The sequence below is a fragment of the Curtobacterium phoenicis genome (assembly GCF_047238015.1).
Taxonomy (GTDB): domain Bacteria; phylum Actinomycetota; class Actinomycetes; order Actinomycetales; family Microbacteriaceae; genus Curtobacterium.
The window spans coordinates 228,348-254,398 of sequence record NZ_JBDFLZ010000002.1; the positions used below are offsets into that span (position 1 = coordinate 228,348).

Below are 26,051 nucleotides of genomic sequence, written 5' to 3' on the forward strand. Positions count from 1 at the left end.
CGGGAGGCCCGTGGCGGCGTCCCCACGGGCCTCCCGGCCGGCTCCTGGTCGCGTCAGCCCTCGCTGATGAAGCCTTCCTTCGTCATCCAGTCGAAGGCGACGTCCGCGGGCTCGCGGCCCTCGACGTCGACCTGACGGTTGAGCTCCTGCAGGACGGCATCGGTGAGCTTCGGGGAGATCTGGTCGTAGACGTCCTCGAGCTGCGGGTACTCCTCCAGCGTCGTCGTGGCGAGCACGGGCGCGACGTTGTACGCCGGGAAGAACCCGCGGTCGTCCTCGAGCACCTGCAGGCCGAGCGACTTGATGCGGCCGTCGGTCGTGAAGACCTCGCCGAAGTTGCACTTGCCACGGTCGGTCGCGGTGTACACGGTGCCGGTGTCGAGGATGTCGACGTTGCCCGACGGGATCGCGGTGTCGCCCGATCCACCGACCTGCAGGCCGTACTTCTGCAGCATCGGCTTGAAGCCGTCGGCACGGGAGTTGAACTCGGACTCGACGCAGAACGTGCGCTGGTCGGCCGGCAGGTCGGCGATCTGCGACAGCTTCGTGATCCCACCGAGCTCGTCGACGGCTTCCTCGCGCACCGCGAACGCGTACGTGTTGTTCATCGGCGCGGGCGGCAGCCAGGTCAGTCCGTTGCCGGCGTCCTCCTTGCGGACGGCCTCGTACTGCTCCTGCTTGTCCGGGATCCCGGCCTCGTGCCCCATGTAGGTCAGCCACGCGGTGCCGGTGTACTCGTACGTCATGTCGGCCTGGTGCCCGGTCATGAGCTGACGGACGGCGACGCTGCCCGGCACGTTCGTCTCGTCGGTGACGTCGAACCCGGCGGCCTTCGCGGCGAGCACGGCGATCTTCCCGAGCACGAGCTGCTCGGTGAAGTTCTTCGACGTCACGGTGATGTGCGCGCCGTCCGGCAGGTCGTCGATGCGCTCGATGGTGCCGGGACCCGCGGCGGGCACGAACGACGCGGCGGGTTGCAGGCCGCAGCCGGTCAGGGCGAGGGCCGATGCCCCCACGAGGACGGCGGCGGCGACGGAGCGGCGCTTCATCGGAGTCCCTTCGGTCGTGCGACGGTCTCGACGATCCGGCCCACCCAGTCGATGGACAGGGCGAGGAGCGCGATCAGGAGCGCTCCGGACACGAGCACCTTCGGCAGGAAGAGGTTCACGCCCGTCGTGATGAGCAGCCCGAGCCCTCCGGCACCGATGAAGGTCGCGAGGGCCGCGGAACCGACGAGCAGCACGAGCGCGGTGCGGATGCCGGCGAGCATCACCGGGACCGCGAGGGGCAGCTCGACCCTGAACAGGACGGACGCGGCGCTCATGCCCATGCCGCGACCGGCCTCGACGAGTCGCTGGTCGACGCTCTCGATGCCGATGATCGTGTTCCGGAGCACCGGCAGGATCGCGTAGAGGACGAGGGCGACGATCGCGGCCCAGGAGGTGAAGCCGAGCCACGCCGCGAGCAGCACCACGAGGCCGACGGCCGGAGCCGCCTGCCCGACGTTCGCCACGGCGAGGATCGCGCCGCTCGCCCGCCGGAACGGGCCGCGGGTCAGGGCGACACCGAGCGGGATGCCGATCAGGAGCACGATGACCGTCGACGCGAGCGTCAGGTACAGGTGCTGCCCGGTGAGCGCGAGGATGTCCGCCGGGTTGAGCGTCGTGCGCTCGGTCGGGGTCAGAGCGGCGGTGTTCAGCCAGACGACGAAGGCCACGAGGACCAGCACGATGACGACCGGCTGGACGACGAGCCCGCGCCACGTGACGCGCGTCGGGCGGTCGGTACCGGCTGCGACGACGTCAGCCATCGGCGCGCTCCGTGTCGTCGGCGGCCGGTGACGCCGCGGGTGCCGGTGCGGACGGCATCGTCTCGATCGGGTTCGTGTTCGTGCCGACCGGGGTGTACGCCTGTTCCTCGGCCGCGGCGGCCCGCGACTTCGTGATGGCGTCCATGACGGTCTCGACGGTGATGACCCCGCGGAACGCGTCACGGCGCCCGGTCACGAGCGCGGCACCGGCACTCGACACGAGCATGGTGTCGAGCGCGTCGTTCAGGGTCGCGGCCTCGCCGACGACGGGCAGGTTCGGCTCGATGCCCTCGGGGATGCGCTCGAGGCGCTCGATCTGCCGACGGGTCGGCCAGCCGATCGGGCGCTGACGACGGTCGACCACGACGGCGTGCCCGTGCCCGCCGGCCTCGCGCATGCGCTGCAGGACGGCCTTCGCCTCCTCACCGGGGGAGCACGTCACGGCAGACTCGACCTCGACGTCCCGCACGCGGTTGAGCGTGAGCTGCTTGAGCCCCGCCCCGGACCCGATGAAGTTCTCCACGAACTCGTTCGCGGGCTCGGCGAGGATCCGCTCCGGGGTGTCGTACTGCACGATGTGGGCACCCTCGGAGAAGACGACGATCCAGTCGCCGAGCTTCACGGCCTCGTCGAAGTCGTGCGTGACGATGACGATCGTCTTGTGCAGCTCCTCCTGGATGCGGAGCAGCTCGTCCTGCAGCCGCTGCCGGGTGATCGGGTCGACGGCGCCGAACGGCTCGTCCATGAGCAGGACGGGCGGGTCCGCGGCGAGCGCCCGGGCCACGCCGACGCGCTGCTGCTGACCGCCCGAGAGCTCGCGGGGGTAGCGGTCGCGGTAGGTGTCCGGGTCGAGGGAGACCAGGTCGAGGAGCTCGTCGACGCGGGCGGCGATCTTCTCCTTCGACCAGCCGAGCATCTTCGGCACGATCGCGATGTTCGCTGCGACGGTCATGTGCGGGAAGAGTCCGCCGGCCTGGATGACGTAGCCCATGCGCCGACGGAGCTCGTCGCCGTCGATGTTCGTGACGTCGTCCTCGCCGACGACGATGCGGCCCTCGGTGGGCTCGATCAGGCGGTTGATCATCTTGAGCGTGGTGGTCTTGCCGCAGCCGGACGGGCCGACGAGCATGACGACCTTGCCGGCCGGGATCTCGAGCGTGATGCCGTCGACCGCCGGCTTCGCCTGGCCGGGGTAGCGCTTCGTGACCTCGTCGAGCAGGATGCTGCGTCCGGTGACGGCGGGGTCGGCGATGCCGGTGGCGGAGCCGGCAGCGCTGGCCTGGTCGGGGCTGGTGCGTTCAGTGCTGGACACGGATACCTCGCGAGGTGGTCAGACGGCCGAGGCCGAGGAGCAGGAGGTCGAGGACCAGGGCGAGGAGGACCACGCCCACGGTGCCGACGACCACGGAGTTGAGGGCGTTCGCCCCGCCGAGTCGGGACAACCCGGAGAAGATGAAGCCGCCGAGCCCAGGGCCGAGTGCGTAGGCGGCGACCGCGGCGACGCCCATCACCATCTGCGCGGACACCCGCACGCCGGTGAGGATGATCGGCCACGCCATCGGCAGCTCGACCTGCACGAGCGTGCGGAAACGGCTCATGCCGATGCCACGCGCCGACTCGACGACGGTGTCCGGGATCTCACCGAGCCCGACGACCGCGTTCCGGAGGATCGGCAGCGCGGCGAAGAACGTCACCGTCACCACGGACGGGACGACACCGAAGCCGAGCGGCACGAGCAGCAGGCCGATCACCGCGAACGACGGCAGGGTCAGCCCGACGGTCGACACCTCGTTCGCGGCGGCCCGGAGTCCGGGGATGCGGTAGACAAGTGCGGCGAGCACCACGGCGATGAGGGTGGCGAGGACGACGCACTGGACCACCAGCGAGAAGTGCTGCCACGAGGAGAACCAGATCTGGTCCCATCGCTCCACGACGTACTGGAACACGGGTGGGCGCTCCTTCCTGGTCGGTCGAAGTACCCACAGATCGGGGCACGAACGCGGACCAAGCTACGCAGCGCTTCGCTTCTTGTACATCTGCAAATGTTCGGATCGGCGGGTCAAGCCCGCGCGGATGCGATGAAAACGCCTGGTCAGGACCGGGGGCGCACGTCGACCCTGGGAGATCGGTAACGATGCCGAGCAGTGGTCGGCTATGTGCGGAGGTCGCGGAGACCCGCCCGTTCGGCGACGTCGACGAGGTGCTCCCGCCACGCGACCCAGTCGGCGGCGCTCTTCTCGGCGAGGTTGCCGTCGCCGTCGCCCGCGGTGCCGTCGAGCATCTCGCGGACGATGTCGGCGTGCCCGGCGTGCCGTGCGACCTCGTACCCGAGGTGCACGAGGACCTGGTGGAGCGTGACCTCGCGGCGGTCCTCCGGCCACCACGGGACGGTACCGCGGGCGTCGAGGTCGAGCGCCTCGATCGTGGCGTCCGCGTGCTCGGCGCTCCGGTGGTGGAACGCGATCACGTCGGCCATGGTCTCGTCGGGGGTCGCGTACATGTCGTCGCCCTCCCACGAGTCGAGCCAGGCGGGGGAGTCGGGCAGCGGACGCCCGAACACCTCGCCGAGGTAGCCCGCCTGCACGCCGGCGACGTGCTTGACGAGCCCGAGCAGGTTCGTGCCCGTCGGGGTGAGCGGCCAGCGAGCCTGCCGCTCGGCGAGCCCGTCGACCTTGGCGAGCAGGGCCGCTCGGTGCTTCCTGAGGTAGCGGTGCAGGGTCTCCTTCTCGGATCCCGTCACCGGACGCTCGGTGACGGCCGTCCCCGGGGCCGCGGGGCGGACCTCGGGGACGTCGTCGTCGGGGACCTCGTCGTTCATGCTCCCGATCGTGCCAGACCCGGGTCGGGGACGGTCGCCCGGACGCGCGCCGACTCGTGCACGGCGACGCGTTCGGCCGTCAGGAGCAGCCCCGCGACCTCCGCCGCGGTGCGGGAGGCCCGGTCGTTCCAGCTCGTCAGGTCGCGGACACGCGCCATCCGGACGTCGGGGGCCGGGCACCAGAGCACGGGGGAGCCCTCCTCGACCGCGAGCGCGTTCCAGACGAGGTCGAGTGCGCGCTGGACGCGTTGCGAATGGACGGCCGTGGGACCGCCGGCCGCGTAGACGACCGAGCCGACGAGGCAGGCGCCGACGAGCGGGCGTCCCTGCACGCCGACGGCGGAGGCGCTCGAGGCCTTGCGCACCCGGCCGTGGTCGTCGAGGTACGCGAACCAGGCGTGCTGGATCCAGCCGCGTTCGATGACCGCGCGGGCGTCGGAGAGCAGCGCTTCGAGCTCGCGCAGCTCCTCGACGCGCGCTGTGGCACGTCGGGTCCGGACGGCCGCCCGGTGGACGGCCCATCGGTCGAGCAGGCCGCGGATCCCTCGGCGTTCGGGCGGACTGGGGACGGGGGAGGCGTCGGTGGCGACGTCGTGCTGGACGCGGAACTCGAGGGTCATCAGGCCCCTCCGATCTTCACGTGCACGGATGTGTGGGGGTCAGGGTAACCCCGGGTCCGTGGCCCGCAACAGCCCTCAGTCGTCGAGGACCGCGTCGATCGCGCGACGGCCGACCGCGCGGAACGCCGGGTCGGAGGTGGTGTGCAGCGCCGAGGCGATCGAGACGGCCCAACCACGGGCCCGTCCCCAGGTCGCGTCGTCGACGGCCAGCGCTGTCCGGAAGCCGCAGCGGGCCTCCCGGTCGAGCGTCAGCCACGCGGTCGCGAGGTCCACGGCGCGGTCGCCCGACGTCACGTCGCCGAAGTCGAGGACCGCCGACAGGCGGTCGCCCTCGCAGTCCGGCTCGACGAGCAGGTTGAAGGGGTGCAGGTCGCCGTGCACCCAGACGGGAGGCGCGGTGGACGCCGGCAGCGCGGCCGCGGCCCGCCAGGCTGCGGCCAGTTCCCGGGCCCGTGGCACGTCCGCGGTCGCCAGTCGGTCGAGCACCGCGACGGAGCGCTGCGCGAGGGGGACGGCCCGGACGGGGTTCACCGGGGCATCTGCGGGTGCGGGCACGTGCAGGCGCTCGAGGAAGGCGGCGAGCGCGGTGGCGACCCCGCTCCCGCCGAGCCGCTCGCCGGCGACGACGCCGGGCAGCCACGGCACGATGCTCCACGCCCACGGGTAGTCGTCGGTGGGGGTCCCGGTGCGGACGGGCGCGGGGACCGCGACCACGGGTGCGACGCGACGGGCGATCTCCGGCAGCCACCGCTGCTCGTGCTCGATCAGCCGTGCGGCCGCTGCTCGTCGGGGGAGTCGGACCGCCAGGTCCTCGCCGAGCCGGACGAGCACGTTGTCCCAGCCGTTCGCGGCGACCTCGAGCGGTCGGTCGGCGAGGTCCGGGTGTTGGGCACGGAGGAGCGCGCGCACGAGCCGGACGTCGACGTGCACCTCGGCGGCGGGGGTGGGCACGCCTCGAGGCTACCGCCGTCGGCACCCGTGAACTGGGGTCGGAGCCGCAACGTACCGGTTGGTATCCTCGTGGTCAGGTGACGTGGGTGTCGCTGGGGGGACCCGCGTCACCGCGCCGGTCGTCCCTCGGCGTCCGGGGCGATGATCGCGACGAGGCGGGGGATCTCCGGCCGCGTCCGCTCGGTCACGAACGCGGCGAGGAGCACGGTCCAGAGCTCGCGGAGCCGCTCGAACAGGTCGGCGCGGTCCGACAGGACGTCCGAGACGGCCTGCACACCGGTGTACGCGGGGCTGACGACACGGCCGATGAGCGCCGGGTCCCACCGCGCGTCGACCTCGCCGGCCGCGATGGCCTCGCGGAAGATGTCGGCCGTCACGCGCATCCAGTCGGTGAAGGGGTCCTGGCGGTCGATGCCGTTGCCGGCGGGCTCGGTCGAGAGCCGGATGCCCGCGCTGACGACGACCTCGGTGGTCATCTGGACCGCGAGCCCCTGTGACATCCACATCATCGACTCGAGCGGGGTCCGACCCCGGGCGTGCGCGACCTCGGCGTAGGCGCGGGACACCTCGTGCTGGCGGGCGACGACGGCACCGGCGAGGTCGGCCTTCGACGCGAAGTGGAAGTACAGCGCGCCCTTCGTCACCCCGGCGCGCTCGGCGACGCCGTCCATCGAGGCACCGACGTAGCCGCGCTCGTCGAACTCCCTCGCGGCACCCTCGATGATCGCCGCCCGGGTCGCGACCGCCCGCCGCTGCCGGGAGGGTCCGTCCTGTGGCATGCACGACCTCCGCCCTGGATGCTACCGACGTCCAGCGCCCGGCCCGGTCACAGCCGACCACCGGCTGTCGCCCAGCAGCGGTGCCCTACGGTCGTCGGCATGCAGGCGTGGACGAACCCGGCACTCCTGGCCCGGACGGGTCGGTGGCTGCTGCTGCCCATCGCCGTGCTCGACTGGTTCGCGCTCGCCCCGCAGGCCGTGGTCGTGACCGCGTTCCTCGTCGCGGTGCTCGGACTCGCCGCGATGGCGACCGCCCTGGTCGTCCGGATGCTCCGGCGCTCCCGCCGCGCGATGGCCGGCGTCGGCGTCGCGATGCTGCTCGGTGGTCTCGTGGTGTTCGCGCTCGACCCCTTCCCGCCGACGTTCCCGCTCGTCGATGCGTGGTGGCCCGACGCGATCACGCAGCCGCAGGTCGTCGGCAGCGCGTACTGGATGCTCCTCGGCCTCGGGATCGTGCTCGCGGGCGTCGGGATGCTCGCGACGCTGCTCGTGGTCGCCCTGACCGGACCCACCGCTCGCCCCCACCAGCGCTGAGCGGGCTCAGTCCCGGCGGACGGTCGAGACGGTCGCGGCGAGCGACGGTGCGGCGGTGTCGAGCAGTGACCTGACGGCAGCGGAACCCGTGGCGGCCGTCCGCGCGAGGTCGGTCAGGTCGTCCACCCCGGGCAGCAGGAGCGCGCCGTCGGACGCGATCACGAGGACGTCCCCGGGCTCGAGGTCGACCGGGACCGGCGTCCGGTCGGAGTCCTGCGGTCGCAGACCGATCGGCAGGCTCGCGCTCCGGAGCTCCTCCACCGACCCGTCGCGGCGGACGACGGCCGCCAGGCCGTGCCCGAGGTCCACGAGGTCCACGTGACCGGTCCCCGGGTCGAGCCGCGCGTGCACGAGCGTGGCGACCGCCCCGGCGAGGGACAGGTCGGGGGCGATCTGTGCCTCCAGGCCGGCGACCGCGTGCTCGACGGGGACGTCGATCCGGGCGGCGACCGCCCCCCGGACCGCGGAGGCGAGGAGCGCCGAGGCGCGCCCCGCGACCACGGTGCCGACCGTCAGGTGCAGCGCGCCGTCCGGAGCCAGCCGCTGGTCCACGATGTCGCCTCCGCCGCCGCCGGGCTGCACCGTGACCGTCGTGACGGTGTGTCCAGGCACCTCGACGGGCTCTGGTGCGAGGCCCTCGAGCACCCGACGGACCCGCCGCTCGTCGATCGCGTGCCCGAGTTCACGCTCCGCCCACCGTGCGAGGTCGCGGAGCAGGGCGACGTCCTCGGCGCCGAACGTGCGCGGCTGGGCGTCCATGATGCAGAGCGTCCCGACACGCGTGCCGTCGAGCATCGACAGGGGAGCGCCCGCGTAGAAGCGGATCCCGTGCTCGGCGACCGCTGCCGTGGCGGCGAAGCGCGCGTCGAGCGTCGTGTCGGGGATCACCATCGGCTCGGGCGTCAGGACCGTCGTCGCGCAGAACTGCTCCGACGCCGGCACGCTCGTCCCCTGCTGCCACCCGAACGTCGACTGCGTGGTGACGACGTCGTGGTGCACGAGGTTGAGGAACGTCAGCGGGACGCCGAAGGCCTCCTGCGTCATCCGGGTGATCCGGTCGAAGCGCTCCTCGGGACCGCTGCCGAGCACGCCGAGCGCCTCGACGACGGCGGTGCGCCGCGCCGCGGGGTCGAGCGGGGGTGCGGTGGGGGACTGCGTCACACGCCCTGTCTACCCGCACCCTCCGCCGTGAACCAGTCCCGAGGGTGGGGGTCAGCCGTCAGCTCGCGGCGTTCGGACACCGGAGCGGCCCAGCGTGCGGCGTTCGCGAGCACCCGCTGCACGTCCGGGTGGTGGTACACCGGGTACTCCTGGTCGCCGGGGGAGAAGTAGAACACCCGGCCGAGGCCACGACGGTACGCGACGCCCGACCGGAAGACCTCGCCGCCGGAGAACGTGGAGAGGAAGACCTCCTCGTCCGGGCGGGGGATGTCGAAGAACTCGCCGTACATCTCCTGCTGATCGATGACGATCGGGTGCGGGACCCCTTCGGCGATGGGGTGGTCCGGGGCGATCGTCCAGACGAGCTCGCGGTCCTGCCCGTCGTTGCGCCACTTCAGCGAGCACGTGGTGCCCATCAGGCGCTTGAACGGCTTCGAGTAGTGGCCGGAGTGCAGCACCACGAGGCCCATCCCCGCGTGCACCGCGTCGACCACGCGCTGCACGACCTCGTCGGAGACCTCGTCGTGGGCGGCGTGCCCCCACCAGAACAGCACGTCCGTCTGCGCCAGGCGCTCCGCGGTGAGGCCGTGCTCGGGTTCCTGGAGCGTCGCGGTGGACACGTCGGCGCCCGGCACGAGCTCGCGGAGCGCGGCGGCGATGACCGCGTGCATGCCGTCCGGGTAGTGCCCGACGACCGTGGCGTCGCCGCGGCTCTCGTGCACGTTCTCGTTCCAGACGACGATCCTGGGTGCGTCGTTGCTCATGCGGTGACCTCCATCTCTCGACCCGCAGCAGCGGACGCGTAGATCGCGTCGACGACACGGCTGCGGTGCAGTGCGAACTCCCCGTGGTGCCCCTCGTGGTCCCTGGAGCGGATCGTGGCGAGGAACTCCTCGATCACGCGTTGGTGGTGTCCGGCGGGGACGCGCACACCCGGCCGGGTGACCGTCGGCACACCCTGCTCGTCGGAGTACAGCGTCACGGTGCCCTCGGTGGCGTAGTCGCGGACGAACAGGCGGGCGCCGCCGGTCGATCCGAGCAGCTCGACCTCGATGTCCTCGACGTCCTTGGAGTAGCTGGCCCAGCTCGCCTGGAGCTGCAGACTCGATCCGTCCTCGAACCGGAGCAGTGCGCTCGCGAAGTCCTCGACGTCGAAGGGGCGACCCGTGGCGGCGGACACCGGGTCGCGGTCGCTCCCGCCCCGACCGGCGCTGCCGAGCTCGTTGTACGCCACGGCGCTCGCGGTCACGACGCGCGGTTCGCCGAGCAGGTGCAGGGCGATGTCGAGCACGTGCGAGCCGAGGTCGATGAGCGGACCGCCGCCCGCGGTCTCCTTGTTCGCGAACCAGCTCCGGATGCCGGGGATCCCGGCTCGTCGCAGCCAGCTCGCTCGTGCGTGGTAGACGTGCCCGAGCGGGCCGTTCCCGGCGGCGTCGCGCTGTGCGAGGTGGCCGCTGAGGAACTGCACGTCCGCGCGCCGGCGGTGGTTGTACGCGACCTCGAGCACGCGGTCGTTCCGTACGGCGGCATCGACCATCTCCTGCGCCTGGTCGCCCGTCGTGGCGAGCGGCTTCTCGCAGAAGACGTGCTTGCCGGACTCGAGCGCCGCCACCGCGATCGGGTGGTGCAGGGCGTTCGGGACGCCGATCGACACGATGTCGAGGTCGTCGCGGGCGACGAGGTCCTGCCAGTCCGCGTAGCGGTGCGGCACGCCCCGCGAGTCGGCGAGCTCGTGCAGCCGGTCGGTCTCCTGGCCCGCGAGGGCGATGACCTCGACCCCGGGCAACGCGGTGTAGGCGTCGAGGTGCGTGGTGCCGGCGAAGCCGAGACCGATCACCCCGACGCGCAGGGGTGGTGTGGTGTCCGTTGGTGTCGTCGTCGACATGCCGTCAACGCTAGTCGGAACGCGGGTCGAATCGATACGACCCGCGGCGTGTCGGGGTGTCGGTGCGGGCTCGGTCGGAACGGTGCCGGGGTTCGGTCGGGGACGGTGTCGGGGTTCTGTCGGGACGGTGCGCCACCATGTCGGCATGACTCCCCGATCCCTGTTCCGCGCGGCTGCGGTCGCCGAACTCGTGACCTGGACCCTCCTCATCGCCGGGATGGTGATGAAGTACGGCTTCGATGCGGGCGATCGGGGCGTCCGGATCGGCGGCGGCGTGCACGGCTTCGTGTTCCTGGCGTACCTCGTCGTGACGACGGTGGTCGCGGTGAACCAGCGCTGGTCGGCGGGCGCGCTCGTGCTCGGGTGGGCGAGTGCCGTCGTGCCGTACGCGACGGTGCCGTTCGAGGTCGCGGTCGCCCGTCGCGGGATGCTCGACGGCGGGTGGCGCCGTTCGGCCGAGGGCCGCGCAGGGTTCCGGGACCGCCTGCTGTTCTTCGTGGTGCGGCGCCCCGCGCTCTCGGTCGTGATCGGCGTCGTGGCGGTGGCGCTCGTGTTCTCCGGGCTGCTCGTCGTCGGCCCGCCGGTGCCCGCCCGCAGCTGACACCCGGAGCGGCACGCTGACGACGACCCCGTCGAGGTTCCGCGACTCGCCGCTCACGTCCGCCGAGGTTCCGATCGCGGGGCGCTGAGCGCCGGAAAGTCCAGGACTTCGGAACCCCGGTCGCTCTCCGGCCCCGGCCCCGGCGCCGACCCGGCCACACGACGGACGGGAGGCGCGGTGCCGGCCGACACCGCGCCTCCCGTCCGTCCGTGGGTCGCGTCTACAGCGCGGCGAGGATCCCGTTGAGCGTCGTGGACGGGCGCATGACCGCGGCGGTCTTGGCGTCGTCCGGACGGTAGTAACCGCCGATGTCCGCCGGGTGTCCCTGCACGCCGTTCAGCTCGTCCACGATCGTCTGCTCGTCCGACCCGAGGCGCGCTGCCACGTCCGAGAACGCCGCCGCGAGCTCCGCGTCGTCGGTCTGCGCCGCGAGCTCCTTGGCCCAGTACTTGGCGAGGTAGTAGTGGCTGCCGCGGTTGTCGATCGTGCCGATCTTGCGGCCCGGGGACTTGTTCTCGTCGAGGAAGGTCCCGGTCGCACGGTCGAGGGTCTTGCCGAGGATCTTCGCCCGCTGGTTGCCGGTCACGCCCGCGAGGTGCTCGAACGACACTGCGAGCGCGAGGAACTCGCCCAGGGAGTCCCATCGCAGGTAGTTCTGCTCGACGAGCTGCTGCACGTGCTTCGGGGCGGAACCACCGGCTCCGGTCTCGAACAGGCCGCCGCCGCCGAGCAGCGGGACGACGGAGAGCATCTTGGCGGAGGTGCCGAGCTCCATGATCGGGAACAGGTCGGTCAGGTAGTCGCGGAGCACGTTCCCCGTGACGGAGATCGTGTCCTCGCCGCGGCGGATCCGCTCGAGCGAGAAGGCCATGGCGTCCTCGGGCGACATGATCTCGATCTGCAGCCCGTCGGTGTCGTGTTCACCGAGGTACGTCCGCACGAGCCCGATGAGGTTCGCGTCGTGCGCACGGGTCTCGTCGAGCCAGAACACGGCCGGGGTCGCCGAGGCACGGGCACGCGTCACCGCGAGCTTCACCCAGTCGCGGATCGCCACGTCCTTGGTCTGGCAGGCGCGCCAGATGTCGCCGGCCTCGACCTCGTGCTCGATGACGGTCTCGCCGCCGCTCGTGACGACCCGCACACGACCGGCTGCCGGGACCTCGAAGGTCTTGTCGTGCGAGCCGTACTCCTCTGCCTTCTGCGCCATCAGGCCGACGTTCGGCACCGAGCCCATGGTGGCCGGGTCGAAGGCGCCGTTCGCGCGGCAGTCCTCGATCACCGTCTGGTAGATGCCGGCGTAGCTCGAGTCCGGGATGACCGCGAGGGTGTCGTGCTCCTCGCCGTCCGGGCCCCACATGTGGCCGGAGGTGCGGATCATGGCGGGCATCGAGGCGTCGACGATGACGTCGCTCGGGACGTGCAGGTTCGTGATGCCCTTGTCGGAGTCGACCATCGCGAGGTCGGGGCCGGCGTCGATGCCCTCGTCGAACGCTCGCTTGATCTCCGCACCGTTCGGCAGTGCGTCGAGCCCGGCGAGGACCGAGCCGAGGCCGTCGTTCGGGTTCAGCCCGGCGGCGGCGAGGTCGGCGCCGAAGCGCTCGAACACGGTCGGGAAGAACGCCCGGATGACGTGGCCGAAGATGATCGGGTCGGAGACCTTCATCATCGTGGCCTTGAGGTGCACCGAGAACAGGACGCCCTGGGCCTTCGCCGCGGCGATCTGGTCCTGCAGGAAGGCCTCGAGCGCGCGGACGTGCAGGACGGTGCCGTCGACGACCTCGCCCGCGAGGACCGGGATCGACTGCTTGAGCACGGTGGTCTCGCCGTCGGCGCCGACGAACTCGATCGTCAGCGTGTCGTCCGCCGGGGCGATCCAGGACTGCTCGTTCGAACGGAAGTCGTCCTTGCCCATCGTCACGACGTTCGTCTTCGAGTCGTGGCTCCAGGCACCCATGCGGTGCGGGTGCTTCCTGGCGTAGTTCTTCACCGAGAGCGGGGCACGGCGGTCGGAGTTGCCCTCGCGCAGCACGGGGTTCACGGCACTGCCCTTGACGCGGTCGTAGCGGGCGCGGACGTCGCGCTCCTCGTCCGTGGCCGGCTCGTCGGGGTAGGCCGGCAGGTCGTAGCCCTGCGCCTGCAGCTCCTTGATCGCCGCCTTGAGCTGCGGGATCGACGCCGAGATGTTCGGCAGCTTGATGATGTTCGCCTCGGGGGTCGTCGCGAGCTCCCCGAGCTCGGTGAGGGCGTCGTCCAGGCGCTGCTCGTCGGTGAGCCGCTCCGGGAACTGCGCGATGATCCGGCCGGAGAGCGAGATGTCGCGGGTCTCCACGTCGACACCGGCGGTGCCGGCGAAGGCCTGGATGATCGGGAGGAAGGAGTGGGTCGCCAGGAACGGCGCCTCGTCCGTGAGCGTGTAGATGATCTTGGCCATGCTGGCGGGTACTCCCTTGTTCATGCCGTCGGTACGCCCCACGCTACTCGCAGGCGCGGGATGTCTCGATGTCAAGATACCTGGTCGGGCCACCTCACAGCGAACGGACGGCAGCCGCCCGGGAGGCACATGGCCGACGCATGGACACCACGCGTGGACTGGTCTCCCGCGGCTCCACGCCGCGGTGGGAGGAGCAGACCGTGACGACGACACGACGACGGACCCCGGAGGACTTCGGGTGGGCGGCCGAGGACCTCCGCTCCGCCTACGCGGTGGACGGCAGCGGGCCGTACCGGTACGCCCCCGACGGCTCGGGTCCCTTCTCGTACGGCGTGGACGGATCGGGTCCGTGGCTCGTCGGACCGGAACCGGCGCAGGGGATCGCCCGGTTCGCACCGCGGCAGCGCGGAGCTGGGTCGAGACTGCGCCGGATCGGGACCGCGTGCACCGCCGGCGCACTCGCGCTCGTGCTCGCGGTCGGGAGCGTGGCGGCCGTGGCGCACTCCGTCCCCGTCCAGCACCGGGTGGACGCCTCGGCCGCGCAGACCGCGGACCCGCACGGGGACTGACGCCGACCGGTGTCGCGCGGGGCGCGGAGACCGGGAGGGGCGGTCCGCTAGCGACCGATGGTGATCCGGAACACCCGCACGCCCGAGGTCTTCAGCGCCGCGAGCCCGAGGCGCATCCGGAGGTTCCGGAACGGGCGGTCCCGACCGGTGGGGGCTGCGGCCGCGCCGATCTGGTGGAGCACCTCGGACGTCAGCGTGCGCTCGACCTTCGGGGCGAGGCGGGTCATGCCCGACACCGTCACGACGATCCGTACCGCGTTCGGCGCGAGCAAGGGGTCGATGAGTTCCGCGGCCTCGTGGGCCCGGTGGAACGCGGGATCGTCGCCGGGGCGGCGGATCGCGATCACGGCGAGTTCGGCGTCCCCGGTCTCGCCCGGGTCCGGGAGGTCGTCGACGCCGACGACCCGCATCCGCATGGCGTCGACCCCGGCCCGGACCGCGGCGGCGCGCAGCACGGGCAGGAGTTCCTGGGTGCCGGCGAGGACGACCTCGGCGGAGCGCAGGTCGATCGGTTCGTGACGTTCACGCGGCGTTCGGGCCATGGGCTTCGGTCCTTCCGGTCGCTCTCCTCGGACAGTACCGATCGACACGGGAGCCCGTGGCGTCGGTGTGCGTCGTGTAACGGAATGATCACACTGGGGTCTGTACAAACGGACAGAGTCGTGCAGAATGGTGGGCGGCCATGACGACTGCACCCCATCCAGACCAGCACCCGGACACCCCGGTCGTGCACCTGTCGCGCCGTGCAGCCCTCGAGGCCGAGCGCGCCGCGGCCCGCAAGCAACCGCGCCGGACCGGTCGCCCGGTCGTCACCGACCGCACGGCCGCACCCGGTCGAGCGGCCACCACCGACCGTCCGACCGACACGGCTCGCGGGGCGGCGAGCGGGCGCGGGGTCGCCGTCGCACGGGCCACCACGGAGCACGCCAGCACCGCACACAGCGCGGCCCGTATCCGCCGGGTCGACCGCGACGTCACAGGCCCGACTCGCGCCGCCCGCACGGTCAGGTCGTCTGCAACAGCCCAGCCGCGACGCCCGCTGCGCGCCCGGGTCAACCCGCTCCGCTCGGCGAACCGCGCGAGCCGCGTCACCCTCACCAGCGCCCTCGCCGCCTTCGTGCTCTTCGCCGCCTCGGCGACGCCGGCCCACGCCGCGTCCAGCACCGCGATCGCCACGGCGACCCTCGCCCCGAGCGTCACCGGACAGGACTACTCGGTCACGCAGCTCGCCGCCCTCGCCGACCCCGCACGCGACGGCTTCACGGTCGGCGGCGGCTCGACGACGACGGAGCAGGCCACCGCGAGCGGCTCGGTCTCCTTCGGGGGCGAGGTCCGGTCGCCGTTCCCGGGCCCGGTGCAGATGAGCTCCGGCTTCGGCTACCGCTCGGCTCCGTGCGGCGCGTGCTCGTCGCTGCACGAGGGCCTCGACTTCACCCCGGGGCTCGGGACCCCGATCGGCGCGATCGCGAAGGGCACGGTCCGTGTCGCCGGCCCGTACTTCAACTACGGCACCGCTGTGGTCATCGACCACGTGATCGACGGCCGCAAGGTCGCCACGCTCTACGGCCACATGATCCCGGGATCGACCCCGCTCAGGGTCGGCGACACCGTCGAGGCCGGCGAGTTCATCGGCCAGGTGGGCAACTCGGGCGTCTCGACCGGAGCGCACCTGCACCTCGAGGTGCTCCTCGACGGGGTCACCCCGATCGACCCCGCCGCGTGGCTCGAGGCCCGCACCGGGCGCCCGATCACGGCCTAGGCAGACGAATCACAGCGCCCCCGCAGTCACCGCGGGGCGCACTCCCAGAACGCCTGTGCAGGCTCACAGGCATGGACGACTGTCACAGGCCCAGCGCCCGATCGCGACCGGTTCCACCCCGACCCGAGCGGACCGCCCGCTGATGGGCGCGGACACCTGGATCGCCTTCGGGCTCGTCATCCTCTTCGTGCTCGTCGGCGGTGTGTTCGCCGCCGCCGAGATCGCCCTCGTCTCCCTCCGCGAATCGCAGCTGCAGCAGCTCGAGCGCAAGGGACCGCGCGGCGCCCGGGTCGCCCAGCTCAGCCGTGACCCGAACCGCTTCCTCTCCGCGGTGCAGATCGGCGTCACCGTGGCCGGGTTCTTCTCGGCGGCGTACGGCGCCTCGACGATCGCACCCGACATCGCACCGCTGCTGCAGGGCGTCGGCCTCGACCGCGGTGCCGCCGAAGCCGTCGCCCTCGTGCTGCTCACCCTCGTCATCGCGTACCTGTCGCTCGTGTTCGGCGAGCTCGTCCCGAAGCGCCTGGCCCTCCAGCGCGCCGAGGGCTTCTCGATGATCGTGGCCCCGCCGCTCGACCGGTTCGCGACCCTCATGCGCCCGGTCATCTGGGTGCTGTCCAGCACGACGAACGCGATCGTGCGGCTGCTCGGCGGCGACCCGAACGCCCGCAGCGAGTCGATGAGCACGGAGGAGCTCCGTGACCTCGTCGCCGAGCACGACGCCATCGACGCGCAGGGCCGGCAGATCGCCAAGAGCGCCCTCGATGCCGGCGACCGCACCCTCCGCGAGTCCATGCGTCCCTGGTACGACGTCTCCACGATGGACGCCGACCTCTCCGTCCGCCGGGCGACGGACCTCGCGCTCGACGCCGGGCACTCCCGGTACCTGGTGACGTCTGGCTCGCGCGACCACGTCACGGGCTTCGTGCACCTCCGAGACCTCCTCCGCCCCGCCGACCCGGAAGCGCCGCTCGCGACGCTCGTCCGGCCGGTGCTGGCGATGCCGGAGACGAAGTCGCTGTCGAGCGCGATCGCCCAGATGCGCACGGACGGCCACCAGATCGCACTCGTCGTGGACGAGTACGGCGGCAGCGCGGGCATGGTGACGCTCGAGGCCCTGCTCGAGGACCTCGTCGGCCGCATCAAGGACGAGTGGGACACCGCCGAGGCGGACTCCTCGTCCGGCGCCCCCGAGGGCGTCGACGGGTCGCTCGTGCTCGAGGACCTCGCGGCCGACGGCGGCCCGGTCCTGCCCGACGGCGACTACGAGACCGTCGGCGGACTCGTGCAGGTCCACCTCGACCGCATCCCCGTGGTCGGTGACGTCGTCGAGCTCGACGACTGGACCATCGAGGTCACCGAGATGGACGGACACCGCGTGGCGCGGGTGCGCCTGGCCGCGCGCGAGCGCGCGCTGTAGCGGGGACCGCCACCGGACGGGAGGCGCGCGGCGGCACCGCCACGCGCCTCCCGTCCGACCCGTGTGGACCCGGTACCGAGGCAGGCACTCCCGGTACCTGTCCCGGTGCCGATCCCGCCACGTACCCTGACCGACATGGGTATCGACGTGCGCAAGGAGATCCAGGACTTCCTGTCCTCACGACGGGCGCGGCTCACCCCGGACCAGGTGGGCATGCCGACCTTCGGTGGGGGAGTCCGACGGGTCCCGGGCCTCCGCCGGCACGAGGTGGCGATGCTCGCGGGCGTGAGCGTCGACTACTACACGCGGCTCGAGCGGGGGACCCTCAAGGGCGTCTCCGACAGCGTGCTCGACGGTCTCGCCGCGGCCCTCCGGCTCGACGACGACGAGCGCACGCACCTCTGGGACCTCGCGCGGCTCGCGAACGCCGGCGTGAAGACCATGCACCGGAACGTCCCGACGCGGGTGCGTCCCGGGGTGCAGCAGCTCCTCGACGCGATCACCGGCGCACCGGCGTGGGTGCGGAACGAGCGCGGCGACGTCGTCGCGACGAACGAGCTCGGACGGGCGCTGTACTCGCCGATGTTCGCGGGGCCGGGCCGTCCGGTGAACACCGCGCGGTTCACGTTCCTCGACCCCGCCGCGCGCGAGTTCTTCCCCGACTGGGCGCAGACCGCGCGGGACGCCGTGGCGATCCTCCGTGCCGCGGCGGTCGCGAACCCGTGCGAGCCCGGGCTCGTGACGCTCGTCGGGGAGCTCTCGACCCGCAGCGAGGAGTTCCGCGCCTGGTGGGCGGCGCACGACGTCCGGTCGCACCGCACGGGGCGGAAGCGCATCGAGCACCCGGTCGTCGGCCGGCTCGAGCTGACGTACGAGGCGCTCGACCTCGTCGCGGACCCCGGGCTGACGATGTTCACGTACGGGGCCGAGCCCGGGAGCGAGTCGGAGCGCAACCTCGCGCTGCTCGGGACCTGGGCGGCGACGGAGCGCTCGGAGCGGTCCGCCGCGGTGTAGCCGGCGCGCGGCGGTGACGAAACGCGCGCGTTCCGACGTTCCGCGCGTCGTTCGACGGGTGCTTCGTCGGAGCGCACGCGTTTCGTGGGTCAGCGGGACGGGCCGGGCGAGCGGAGCTGCGGCGGTCCGTAGGCTGGGGCCGTGAGCCCTGACCAGAGTCGCTGGCGTCGGCCGGAGCCGTCCTTCGCCCGGGCGGTCACGAAGGCGCTCGGGGACGCCCGGACGGTGCTCGACGTCGCGCCCGGCGCCGTGTCGTACACCCCGACCGACCGCGAGACGACACCGGTCGAGGTCACGGCGGGCGACGTGCCGTTCGTCGCCGGTGCCTTCGACGCGGCCGTGATCACGGTCGACGTCGTGGGGTGCTCGGACCCCGAGCGCGTGTTCGCGGAGGTGCGACGGGTCACGAGGGGGCCGGTCGTCGTCGTGACCCACGACCCGGACCGCGTGCAGGACTCCTGGCTGACCGAGTACGCCCCGGAAGTGACGGCGGCCGAGGCCCGGCGGTACCCGGCCCTCGACCGGATCGCGACAGCACTCGGCGGCGCGGTCGAGACGACCCGCCTGCCGATCCCCTTCACGTGCGTCGACGGCTTCTCGGAGGCGTACTACGCCCGGCCCGAACGGCTCCTCGACCCGGGCGCTCGGCTTGCGGACCCGGCGTGGTCTGCGGTGGACGAGCTCACGGCGCGGCGATCGGTCACGGCCCTCCGCGACGCGCTCGAGTCCGGTGAGTGGGACCGCCGCCACGGCTCGCTCCGGGTGCGGCCCTCGTACGACGGGTCCCTCGTGCTGCTGCGAGGGATGCCGCGACCGGCGTGACGCCGTCGCGCACCGGTCCCGACACGCCCGGCTTGACACCCCGTCGTAGGCTGGTCGGGTGAGCTTCCAGGAGGTGGTCGGCGCGCAGAGCGCCGGCATCAGGGCGTGACGCCCCCGGTCGCACCGTGCGGTGCGGCCGCCGTCACCGACCCCTGACCACCCCTGCCCGGTGCGGCACGCGTCCGCGTGCCCCGGGCCCCCGTCGAGAGCGACACACCATGCTGCCCATCAGCGAGAAGACCATCCGCACGTCCTTCGTCAACGCCTCCCGCAAGGAGACGGCCGACATCACCCTCCCTGAGGGCTTCGAGACCATCGACTGGGACGCCCACGACTACCTCGGCTGGCGGGACCCGAAGATCGGCCGCCGCGCCTACGCCGTCGTCCCCACGCTCGAGGGCGAGCTCGTCGGGATCCTCTTCCGGCAGGCCGAGGCGTCGCCCCGCAACCGCGCGCAGTGCTCGTGGTGCCAGGACGTCAAGCTGCCGAACGACGTCGTGTTCTACAGCGCCAAGCGGTCCGGGAAGGCCGGCCGCAACGGCAACACCGTCGGCACGCTCGTCTGCCAGGACTTCCAGTGCTCGCGGAACGTCCGGAAGCTGCCGCCGCCCGCCTACGAGGGGTACGACGTCGAGGCCGCCCGGCTCCAGCGCATCGAGGACCTGCAGCTCCGCGCGGCCGCGTTCGCCGCGGAGGTCTGATCCCAGCGGGACCAGGAGACGGCCTGGAGGCCCGTGGCGAGCGTGCCACGGGCCTCCAGGCCGTCAGGTGGTCGCGTCGGCGACCCCCGCGTCGCGTCGGCGACGCGACCATCGCGTGGGCGACGCGCGTCAGCGACCGATCGAGGACATGTCCGGGTACCGGTCGCCCGTCGGGACGGGCAGCGACGAGAGCCGCGTGAGCTGGTCCGCCGAGAGCGTGATCTCGGTCGCACCGACGTTCTCCTCGAGTCGGCTGACCCGCTTCGTCCCCGGGATCGGCACGACGTCGTCGCCCTGCGCGAGGAGCCAGGCCAGCGCGACCTGGGCCGGGGTGCCGCCGACCTCGTCGGCGATCTCCTTGACGGAGTCGACGATCCGCATGTTCTGCGCGAAGGCCTCCTCCGCGAAGCGGGGGTTCGCGCGACGGAAGTCGTCGTCGTCCAGGTCGGACGGGCTCGTGATCGCGCCCGTGAGGAAGCCCCGGCCGAGCGGGGAGTAGGGCACGAGGCCGATGCCGAGCTCCCGGAGGGTGTCGAGCACCTCGCCCTCCGGGTCGCGCGTCCACAGCGAGTACTCGCTCTGCAGCGCCGTGATCGGGTGCACGGCGTGGGCCTTGCGGATCGTCGCTGCCGACGCCTCGGAGAGCCCGATGTGGCGGATCTTGCCCTCCCCCACGAAGCCGGCGAGCTGCCCGATAACGTCCTCGATCGGGACGGCCGGGTCGACGCGGTGCTGGTAGTAGAGGTCGATGTGGTCCGTGCCGAGTCGACGCAGCGAGCCCTCGAGCGCCTCCCGGACCGACTCGGGAGCGGAACTGATCCCGCGCTCGGTCGCCGGGGTGGCCTCGCCCGCCCGGTGCGTGATCAGGCCGAACTTCGTCGCGATGACGACGTCGTCCCGGCGGTCGGCGAGGGCCCGGCGGAGGAGCTCCTCGTTCGTGTACGGCCCGTAGGCCTCGGCGGTGTCGAACAGGGTGACGCCGAGGTCGATCGCGCGGTGGATCGTGCGGATCGACTCGTCGTCGTCGGAGCCGGCGCCGGAGTAGAAGGCGCTCATGCCCATGGTGCCGAGGCCGATCGGGCCGACCTCGAGGTCTGCGAGCTTGCGTGTCTGCATGCGTCCGGTCTACTCGCCGACCCGCGTTTGGAGGGAGGCACTGTCGGTGCCCGCCCAGCTGGGAACGCGCTCGTGCGGATCCTCCAACGGTGTCGCCCGGTGCACGGTGCAACTGGTGTGATCGGTCCGTGAACCTGTACTTCCGGCTGCTGCTCCTGACCCTGCGCACCCGTCTGACCTCGTCGCGTCGAGGCCGCGGGACGTCGCTGTGGGACGAGGCACGCACACCGTTCCGGGTCACGCTCACCGACCTCGACCCGCTGCGGCACGTCAACAACGGCAAGTACCTCTCGCTGCTCGACCTCGGCCGGTACGACCTGCTCACCCGCTCCGGGTTCTGGCAGGCGGCCTCCGAGCGCGGTTGGTACGCGGTGGTCGCGGCGCAGACGATCACGTACAAGCGGTCGCTGACGCTCGGGCAGCGCTTCGTCCTGCGCACACGGGTGCTCGGGATGGACGAGCGCTCGGTGTACATGGAGCAGACCCTCGTGCGGCGGGACGCCGTCATCGCGCGGGCGGTCGTGCAGGCGCGGTTCCTGCACCGGGACGGCGGGCACGTGACCCCGTCCGAGCTGCTCGCGATCACCGGTCCCGCACCCCGCGACCTCACCGTGCCGGGCTGGGTCCGGGAGTGGGCCGACGCTGTGCGGATCAGCAGCAGCCCGCGTTGACCGGGGTCTCGTGCATGCCACGCGGATGGCGTAGACAGGGGCGATGCACCCCGAGCCCGCCGAAGCTGCCGACCGCGCGTTCCGCCGGACCAGCCGGCGCGCACTGATCGGTGGCGGCGTCGGCATCGGGCTCGCCGGACTCCTGGCGGCGTGCTCCGGCGCGGCGCCGAAGCCGGGCAGGACGCCGTCGGGTTCGTCCTCCGCGACGGACGCGGCGCCGGTCCGCACACCGAGCACGACCCCGACACCGGGTGGCCCCGACTCCTGGCAGGCGCTCGCAGCCGCGGTGTCGGGACGGCTCCTGCGCTCCGGCTCGCAGGGCTGGGACGACGCCCGGGTGCTCGAGAACCCACGCTACGACGACGCCGACCCGCAGGGCATCCTGCTCGCCGCGAGCGAGGCGGACGTGCAGGCCGGGCTCGCCTTCGCGCGGAACACGCGCACGCCGGTCGCCCTGCGCGCCGGCGGCCACTCGTACACGGGGTGGTCGGCCGGCGGCGCCCCCGGCACCGAGGTCCCGCGCTCGCTCGTCATCAGCACGAAGGCGCTCGACGGCATCGAGGTCCACGAGGACGGCACGGCGACGATCGGCCCCGGGGCCCAGCTCGCGAACGTCTACGCGACGCTCGCCGCCCAGGGTCGGGCGATCGGCGCCGGCTCCTGCCCGACGGTCGGCACCGGCGGACTGACGCTCGGCGGCGGTGTCGGGGTGCTCACCCGCTCCTTCGGTCTGACCTGCGACCAGCTGACGGCCGTGCGGCTCGTCACGCCCGACGGTGCCGTGCACGACGTCTCCGCACAGGCGGAGCCGGACCTGTTCTGGGCCTGCCGCGGCGGCGGGGGCGGGACGGTGGGCGTCGTGACCTCGATGACGTTCCGGACCCGCGAGGCTCCGAACGTCCTGCTCTTCGAGCTCGCGTTCCCCGCGTCGGCAGCGGCCGACGTCGTCCGCGCGTGGCAGGACTGGGCTCCCACCGCCGACGACGAGCTCTGGTCGACGCTCAAGCTCCTCGGCGGATCCCGGCACTCCTCGCTGTCGGTCACCGTGACCGGCGTGTGGACCGGCTCGAAGACCGGTGCCGACGCCTCCGTCGACGGCTTCGTCGCCGCGACCGGAGCGACACCGACGCGCCACACGGCCGAGCAGCTGTCGTACGGCGCCGCGATGTCCGCACTCGCCGGCAAGCCGCAGCGCGTGTCCGAGGCGGCGACGTCGTCCATCGGCGGCACGAAGCTCACGGATGCGCAGATCGACGTCCTGGTGCAGCACGCGGAGGCCGCCGGTGACGTGTCCGGGAACCTCGAGGGCGGTGTCTCGCTCGACGCCCTCGGCGGGGCGGTCGCGCGGATCGGGCGGACGGACTCGGCGTTCCCGTGGCGGTCGGCGCTCATGACGGTCCAGTACACGTCGGTGTTCGCGGACGGGACGGACCCGGCGCCGTTCGACGCCTACGTGCGCGCGTTCCGGAAGGCGATGACGCCGGCGTGGGGGAGTGCTGCGTACGCGAACTACTGCGACGCGGCGATCACGGACCCCTCGGCCTACTTCGGCGTGAACACCTCGCGGCTGCACCGGATCGCCGAGCAGGTGGACCCGGACGGGCTGCTGTCGCAGCCGCACTGGGTCTGAGCGGTCGGCTCCCGCCCCGGCGGTCCGGCGATGCGGCGATCCGGCCTGGAGGCGCGGTGCGGGTCCGTCGCGGTCGTCACTGCGTCGGCGGTGCGGCCTAGCATCGGCGCATGGACATCGAGGACCTCGTCCTGCCCGACGTCGCGGCGTGGCGCGCCTGGCTCGACGAGCACGAGGACGACCCCGACGGCGTGTGGCTCGTCCTCGCCAAGAAGGGCACGACCGAGCCCACGTCGCTGACCTACGACCAGGCGCTCGACGAGGCGCTGTGCTCCGGCTGGATCGACGGGCAGAAGCGCGGCCGGGACACCGCCACCTTCCGGCAGCGCTTCACACCCCGACGCCGCGCGTCCCTCTGGTCGCAGCGGAACATCGGCTTGGTCGCGACGCTCGTGGCGGGCGGCCGGATGCGGGAACGGGGACAGGCCGAGATCGACCGGGCGAAGGGCGACGGTCGGTGGGACCGCGCCTACGCGGGGGCTGCGACCGCGACGGTGCCGGACGACCTGCAGGCTGCGCTCGACGCCGCCCCGGACGCCGCAGCGCTGTTCGCCGAGCTCGACGCCACGAACCGGTACGCGGTGCTGCACCGGGTGACGACGGCCCCGAGTGCGACGGCCCGGGCGAACCGGATCGCGAAGCTCGTCGGTGGACTGCAGCGCGGCGAGACCCCGTACCCACGGAAGCCGTCCGCCTGACCTCGCGCGGGGGACGGGCGCTCAGGGACGCGTCACGCGTGCGGCGTACAACGGCGTGCATGACCACTGGTACCGACACCACCCGTCCCGCCGCGTCCTCCGGCACCTTCCGCATCGGTGGCGACCTCGAGGTCCACCGCCTCGGCTACGGCACGATGCAGCTCACCGGCCCCGGCGTCTGGGGACCGCCGAAGGACCACGACGAAGCCGTCCGCGTCCTCAAGCGCGCCGTCGAGCTCGGCGTCGACTTCTTCGACACCGCCGACTCCTACGGCCCGTACGTCGCCGAGGACCTCCTCCGCGAGGCCCTGCACCCGTACGGCGACGACATCGTCATCGCGACGAAGGCCGGCTTGACCCGCACCGGACCGAACGAGTGGCCGCCGGTCGGCCGTCCGGAGTACCTCCGCCAGGAGTGCGAGATGAGCCTGCGCCGCCTCGGCCTCGAGCGCATCGACCTGTTCCAGCTGCACCGCATCGACCCGAAGGTCCCGCTCGAGGACCAGGTCGGCGAGCTCAAGAAGCTCCAGGACGAGGGCAAGATCCGCCACATCGGTCTGTCCGAGGTCTCGGTCGACGACGTGAAGGCGGCGCAGGAGCACGCCACGATCGTCACCGTGCAGAACCTCTACAACCTGCAGAAGCGCGACGCCGAGGAGCTCCTCGACTGGTCCGAGGAGCAGGGCATCGGCTTCATCCCGTGGTTCCCGCTCGCGACCGGCGGACTCACCGGAGACGACTCGCCACTCACCGCGATCGCCGAGCGCAAGGGCGCGACGCCGGCGCAGCTCGCCCTCGCATGGCTGCTCAAGCGTTCACCCGTGATGCTACCGATCCCCGGCACGTCCAGCGTCGACCACCTCGAGGACAACCTGCAGGGCGCCGTCGTCGAGCTCACGGACGAGGAGTTCGAGGAGCTCTCGGGGCTCGGTCACTGAGCGCGGCGGGTCGCGTCGCCGACGCGACCACACGACGGACGGGAGGCGCATGGCGGCTGGTCACGCGCCTCCCGTCCGTCACCCGGAGCGGCGTCCGTCGCCAGCGGATCAGACAGCGCGCAGGCGCGCCAGCACGGCGCGGTGGTCGCTGCCGTTCGCCGGCAGGACGCTCGTCGAGACCGTGCCGAGCCCGCGGACGAAGACGTGGTCGAGGCGGACGACCGGCATCTGCGCCGGCCAGGTGAACCCGAAGCCACCGCCCTCGGACAGCTCGGCCCGCAGGGGCGCCATGAGCGGGTCCGACGCGCCGCCGTTGAAGTCCCCCGCCACCACGAGCCGCTCGGCAGGGTCGTCGCGGACCTCCGTGGTGAGCGAGCGCAGCATCGTCGGCCGGGCGTCCTCCGTCCGCAGACGCAACGAGTCCACGTGCACGACGTAGAGCCGCACGTCGCCGATCGCGGTGGCGACCGTCACCCGGAGCGAGCGCGCCCATCCGAGGCCGAGCGTCAGGGGCTCCCCGTCGCTCAGCGTCGTCCGGCTCCACACCCCGACGGAGCCGACGCGGTAGTGGTGCGGGTAGGCACCCGCGAGCGCGGTCTGCACGGCGTCGCCGGAGTCACCGGTGAGCTCTTCGAGCGCGATGACGTCCGGGTGCCGGGCCGCGATGGCGGAGGCGGTGGCCGCCGGGTCCTCGTTGGTGGCCTCGACGTTCTGCGTGACGACCGTCAACTGGGGCTCGCCGGTCGCTGCGGGAGCGAGCACGCCGGGGAGCACCGCGACCGCCCAGGCGGCGGCGTACGCGACCGAGAGGACGGCGAGCCGCTTCGACCTCGTCCCGAGTGCGAGCCCGGCGACCGGGACGAGCAGGACGCCCATCCACGGCAGCAGTGACCCGATGGCGGACCCCGGCGACCCGAGCACGTCGAGCACGCGCGGGGCGAGCAGGACGACGACCCCGGCGACGAGCGCGGCACCGACGAGGGTGACGACCACCGTGCGACCGGGGTTCCGACTGCGGGGACGGAGGGGCACGGCCCGAGCGTAGGCAGCCGGTCTGACAGCGGCCGGGGCGTCCGGTGCGCGTCCGGTCTGCGTCCGCCGAGGGTGCGCCGCCGCACAGTTG

General features: G+C 72.6%; 27 protein-coding genes. 12 read left to right on the forward strand and 15 right to left on the reverse strand.

All coding sequences use genetic code 11. The features are described 5' to 3' along the window. Positions 1-53: 53 nt before the first annotated feature. The 8 genes from ABC270_RS01175 to ABC270_RS01210 all read right to left on the reverse strand — a co-directional run bounded on the left by ABC270_RS01175 (position 54) and on the right by ABC270_RS01210 (position 6,978). Positions 54-1,049, reverse strand: coding sequence for a glycine betaine ABC transporter substrate-binding protein (locus ABC270_RS01175; protein ID WP_412879104.1), 996 nt, complete (start codon positions 1,047-1,049; stop codon positions 54-56). Then, positions 1,046-1,810: an ABC transporter permease gene (locus ABC270_RS01180; RefSeq protein ID WP_412879105.1), complete on the reverse strand. Its 765-nt coding sequence runs from the start codon at positions 1,808-1,810 to the stop codon at positions 1,046-1,048. Before ABC270_RS01180 ends, ABC270_RS01175 begins: the two co-directional genes overlap by 4 nt. Beyond that, on the reverse strand, positions 1,803-3,062 hold the full coding sequence (locus ABC270_RS01185; protein ID WP_412882017.1) for an ATP-binding cassette domain-containing protein: 1,260 nt from the start codon (positions 3,060-3,062) through the stop codon (positions 1,803-1,805). Before ABC270_RS01185 ends, ABC270_RS01180 begins: the two co-directional genes overlap by 8 nt. Positions 3,063-3,108: 46 nt before the next feature. Beyond that, complete coding sequence (locus tag ABC270_RS01190) at positions 3,109-3,756, reverse strand: ABC transporter permease (protein ID WP_412879106.1); 648 nt, start codon at positions 3,754-3,756, stop codon at positions 3,109-3,111. A 206-nt stretch (positions 3,757-3,962) separates the two neighbouring features. After that, positions 3,963-4,628: a DinB family protein gene (locus ABC270_RS01195; RefSeq protein ID WP_412879107.1), complete on the reverse strand. Its 666-nt coding sequence runs from the start codon at positions 4,626-4,628 to the stop codon at positions 3,963-3,965. Continuing rightward, positions 4,625-5,248: a DUF6197 family protein gene (locus ABC270_RS01200; protein ID WP_412879108.1), complete on the reverse strand. Its 624-nt coding sequence runs from the start codon at positions 5,246-5,248 to the stop codon at positions 4,625-4,627. The genes ABC270_RS01195 and ABC270_RS01200 overlap by 4 nt, the downstream gene beginning before the upstream one ends. 75 nt (positions 5,249-5,323) lie before the next feature. Then, a complete protein-coding gene (locus ABC270_RS01205; protein WP_412879109.1) occupies positions 5,324-6,199 on the reverse strand; it encodes a phosphotransferase in 876 nt (291 codons plus the stop codon). Between the two features lie 107 nt (positions 6,200-6,306). After that, positions 6,307-6,978, reverse strand: coding sequence for a ScbR family autoregulator-binding transcription factor (locus tag ABC270_RS01210; protein WP_412879110.1), 672 nt, complete (start codon positions 6,976-6,978; stop codon positions 6,307-6,309). 99 nt (positions 6,979-7,077) lie between these two features. On the opposite strand from ABC270_RS01210, the gene ABC270_RS01215 reads away from it, so the two are divergent. Continuing rightward, complete coding sequence (locus ABC270_RS01215; protein WP_412879111.1) at positions 7,078-7,512, forward strand: hypothetical protein; 435 nt, start codon at positions 7,078-7,080, stop codon at positions 7,510-7,512. Between the two features lie 6 nt (positions 7,513-7,518). Here ABC270_RS01215 and ABC270_RS01220 read toward each other — a convergent pair whose 3' ends face one another. The 3 genes from ABC270_RS01220 to ABC270_RS01230 are packed head-to-tail and all read right to left on the reverse strand — an operon-like array spanning position 7,519 to position 10,558. Next, positions 7,519-8,673, reverse strand: a complete 1,155-nt coding sequence (locus tag ABC270_RS01220; RefSeq protein WP_412879112.1) for a PP2C family protein-serine/threonine phosphatase — start codon at positions 8,671-8,673, stop codon at positions 7,519-7,521. Further along, positions 8,670-9,437: a ThuA domain-containing protein gene (locus tag ABC270_RS01225; RefSeq protein ID WP_412879113.1), complete on the reverse strand. Its 768-nt coding sequence runs from the start codon at positions 9,435-9,437 to the stop codon at positions 8,670-8,672. Before ABC270_RS01225 ends, ABC270_RS01220 begins: the two co-directional genes overlap by 4 nt. Further along, on the reverse strand, positions 9,434-10,558 hold the full coding sequence (locus ABC270_RS01230) for a Gfo/Idh/MocA family protein (RefSeq protein ID WP_412879114.1): 1,125 nt from the start codon (positions 10,556-10,558) through the stop codon (positions 9,434-9,436). The genes ABC270_RS01225 and ABC270_RS01230 overlap by 4 nt, the downstream gene beginning before the upstream one ends. A 145-nt stretch (positions 10,559-10,703) precedes the next feature. On the opposite strand from ABC270_RS01230, the gene ABC270_RS01235 reads away from it, so the two are divergent. After that, the gene (locus ABC270_RS01235) at positions 10,704-11,159 is read left to right on the forward strand and encodes a DUF3817 domain-containing protein (RefSeq protein WP_412879115.1); all 456 of its coding nucleotides are present in this window, start codon (positions 10,704-10,706) and stop codon (positions 11,157-11,159) included. A 220-nt stretch (positions 11,160-11,379) separates the two neighbouring features. On the opposite strand, the gene ABC270_RS01240 is transcribed toward ABC270_RS01235, so the two are convergent. After that, entirely contained in the window at positions 11,380-13,590 is a 2,211-nt protein-coding gene (locus ABC270_RS01240) for an NADP-dependent isocitrate dehydrogenase (RefSeq protein ID WP_412879116.1), read from the reverse strand. A gap of 200 nt (positions 13,591-13,790) precedes the next feature. Between ABC270_RS01240 and ABC270_RS01245 the strand changes: the two genes are divergently transcribed. Then, positions 13,791-14,159, forward strand: coding sequence for a hypothetical protein (locus tag ABC270_RS01245; RefSeq protein ID WP_412879117.1), 369 nt, complete (start codon positions 13,791-13,793; stop codon positions 14,157-14,159). 47 nt (positions 14,160-14,206) lie between these two features. Here the strand turns inward: ABC270_RS01245 and ABC270_RS01250 are convergent, their stop codons facing one another. Beyond that, the gene (locus ABC270_RS01250) at positions 14,207-14,701 is read right to left on the reverse strand and encodes a hypothetical protein (protein WP_412879118.1); all 495 of its coding nucleotides are present in this window, start codon (positions 14,699-14,701) and stop codon (positions 14,207-14,209) included. A 140-nt stretch (positions 14,702-14,841) separates the two neighbouring features. Here ABC270_RS01250 and ABC270_RS01255 point away from each other — a divergent pair, with 140 nt between their 5' ends. From ABC270_RS01255 to ABC270_RS01275, 5 genes are all read left to right on the forward strand, one after another. Next, on the forward strand, positions 14,842-15,918 hold the full coding sequence (locus ABC270_RS01255; protein WP_412879119.1) for a M23 family metallopeptidase: 1,077 nt from the start codon (positions 14,842-14,844) through the stop codon (positions 15,916-15,918). A 142-nt stretch (positions 15,919-16,060) separates the two neighbouring features. Next, entirely contained in the window at positions 16,061-17,338 is a 1,278-nt protein-coding gene (locus ABC270_RS01260; RefSeq protein WP_412879120.1) for a hemolysin family protein, read from the forward strand. Between the two features lie 135 nt (positions 17,339-17,473). Continuing rightward, the gene (locus ABC270_RS01265) at positions 17,474-18,352 is read left to right on the forward strand and encodes a helix-turn-helix transcriptional regulator (protein ID WP_412879121.1); all 879 of its coding nucleotides are present in this window, start codon (positions 17,474-17,476) and stop codon (positions 18,350-18,352) included. A gap of 141 nt (positions 18,353-18,493) precedes the next feature. Beyond that, complete coding sequence (locus tag ABC270_RS01270; protein WP_412879122.1) at positions 18,494-19,174, forward strand: class I SAM-dependent methyltransferase; 681 nt, start codon at positions 18,494-18,496, stop codon at positions 19,172-19,174. 218 nt (positions 19,175-19,392) lie between these two features. Then, positions 19,393-19,875: an FBP domain-containing protein gene (locus ABC270_RS01275; RefSeq protein ID WP_412879123.1), complete on the forward strand. Its 483-nt coding sequence runs from the start codon at positions 19,393-19,395 to the stop codon at positions 19,873-19,875. 129 nt (positions 19,876-20,004) lie between these two features. Here the strand turns inward: ABC270_RS01275 and ABC270_RS01280 are convergent, their stop codons facing one another. Beyond that, positions 20,005-20,991 carry an aldo/keto reductase gene (locus tag ABC270_RS01280; protein ID WP_412879124.1) on the reverse strand — a complete coding sequence of 329 codons (987 nt, stop codon included), beginning with the start codon at positions 20,989-20,991 and terminating at the stop codon, positions 20,005-20,007. Between the two features lie 128 nt (positions 20,992-21,119). On the opposite strand from ABC270_RS01280, the gene ABC270_RS01285 reads away from it, so the two are divergent. From ABC270_RS01285 to ABC270_RS01300, 4 genes are all read left to right on the forward strand, one after another. After that, on the forward strand, positions 21,120-21,662 hold the full coding sequence (locus ABC270_RS01285; RefSeq protein WP_412879125.1) for an acyl-CoA thioesterase: 543 nt from the start codon (positions 21,120-21,122) through the stop codon (positions 21,660-21,662). 43 nt (positions 21,663-21,705) lie between these two features. Further along, positions 21,706-23,292, forward strand: coding sequence for an FAD-binding oxidoreductase (locus ABC270_RS01290; protein ID WP_412879126.1), 1,587 nt, complete (start codon positions 21,706-21,708; stop codon positions 23,290-23,292). 110 nt (positions 23,293-23,402) lie between these two features. After that, positions 23,403-23,990, forward strand: a complete 588-nt coding sequence (locus ABC270_RS01295) for a YdeI/OmpD-associated family protein (RefSeq protein ID WP_412879127.1) — start codon at positions 23,403-23,405, stop codon at positions 23,988-23,990. Between the two features lie 59 nt (positions 23,991-24,049). Then, positions 24,050-24,928, forward strand: coding sequence for an aldo/keto reductase (locus tag ABC270_RS01300; RefSeq protein WP_058726988.1), 879 nt, complete (start codon positions 24,050-24,052; stop codon positions 24,926-24,928). Between the two features lie 108 nt (positions 24,929-25,036). On the opposite strand, the gene ABC270_RS01305 is transcribed toward ABC270_RS01300, so the two are convergent. Beyond that, entirely contained in the window at positions 25,037-25,960 is a 924-nt protein-coding gene (locus ABC270_RS01305) for an endonuclease/exonuclease/phosphatase family protein (protein ID WP_412879128.1), read from the reverse strand. Positions 25,961-26,051 lie beyond the last annotated feature (91 nt).